The organism is Acinetobacter sp. 228 (genome assembly GCF_048147885.1).
In genome coordinates, this window is the sequence record NZ_JAYWYV010000442.1 from 1 (window position 1) to 1,167 (window position 1,167).

General features: G+C 40.7%; 1 protein-coding gene. It reads left to right on the top strand.

From position 1 onward, the window contains the following. Positions 1 to 164: 164 nt before the first annotated feature. Positions 165 to 1,136: an asparaginase gene (locus tag VXQ92_RS19705; protein WP_024436549.1), complete on the top strand. Its 972-nt coding sequence runs from the start codon at positions 165 to 167 to the stop codon at positions 1,134 to 1,136. Positions 1,137 to 1,167: the final 31 nt, after the last annotated feature.

The window sequence follows — 1,167 nt, forward strand, 5'->3', positions numbered from 1 at the left end:
TGGAGCGAACCAAGCAGCGCGTAATTTACTAGAGGGTGATGAGCAAAAATTCAACACAGAACAACAACAACATGCGAAAAACCTACTTACTCGCATAGCTTCTTAGAACTGTTCGATTTACCATAAGCAGTCAGAGATGACTGCTTTTTTATGCCTGCAAAAAGATGAAAAAAATAGCTTTATTTTATATGGGTGGTACTTTTGGTTGCATTGGTGAACCTTTAGCTCCTATGCCTTATGACCAATTCCTACCTCAACTTGAGAAAGTGATTCCCCCACACTTAACAGTTGATTGCTTTGCTGCGCCCAATATTGTCGATAGCAGTGCATGTACAGCACCTGACTGGTTACGCCTAATTCAACGCATACAACACCTACAACTAGAAGGCTATCAGCATTTTGTTGTCATTCATGGTACAGATACGCTCAGTTATGCAGCTGCGACTTTAGCTCGCTTTTTAGGGCAAAGCTGTCATATTGTGATTACTGGTAGCCAATACCCGTTACTCAATATTCAAGGTGATAACACCCGTGAATTTACTGATGCAATTGAAAACTTATATCTTGCATTAGAGCAGGTCATTGCACTTCCGGTTGGTGCTTATCTCGCATTCCACCATCAAGTATTTCACGCACAAACTGCATTAAAAACGCATACCACTGAACTCGATGCATTTTCCGGGTTAAGTAGTAACGTTGAGTTTACGCCTCAGCAAAATGAATTAATCGTACAAGATGCTCAAATTGAAAAAGCTGCTTCCTTTCAGATTTTAAACTGGATGATGCAACCGATTGCAACACAGCATTTAGTACAACAATTACGTCACTTACTTCCTGCCCCACCACACTTTTTAGTGTTGCAAGGTTTCGGTACAGGTAATATCGCCGTAAACGATGAATTCTTAGCAACATTAGACGAACTCTATGCTCGTGGATGTGTACCAATTTTGGCGACACAAGTGACTTTTGGGGGTATTGACCAACGTTATGCAATTAGTGCTTGGGCCAAAACTGCAAAAATTGTCATTAATGATGCCCATAGCCATGCAGATCTCTATGCAAAAGCACTTCAAATCTATTTAAAATACCCAACCCCAGAACAATGGTTGAACCATTGGAATGAAAATCTGCATTAAATAGAGGTGAAGCCATGCAACGTTATGCGGT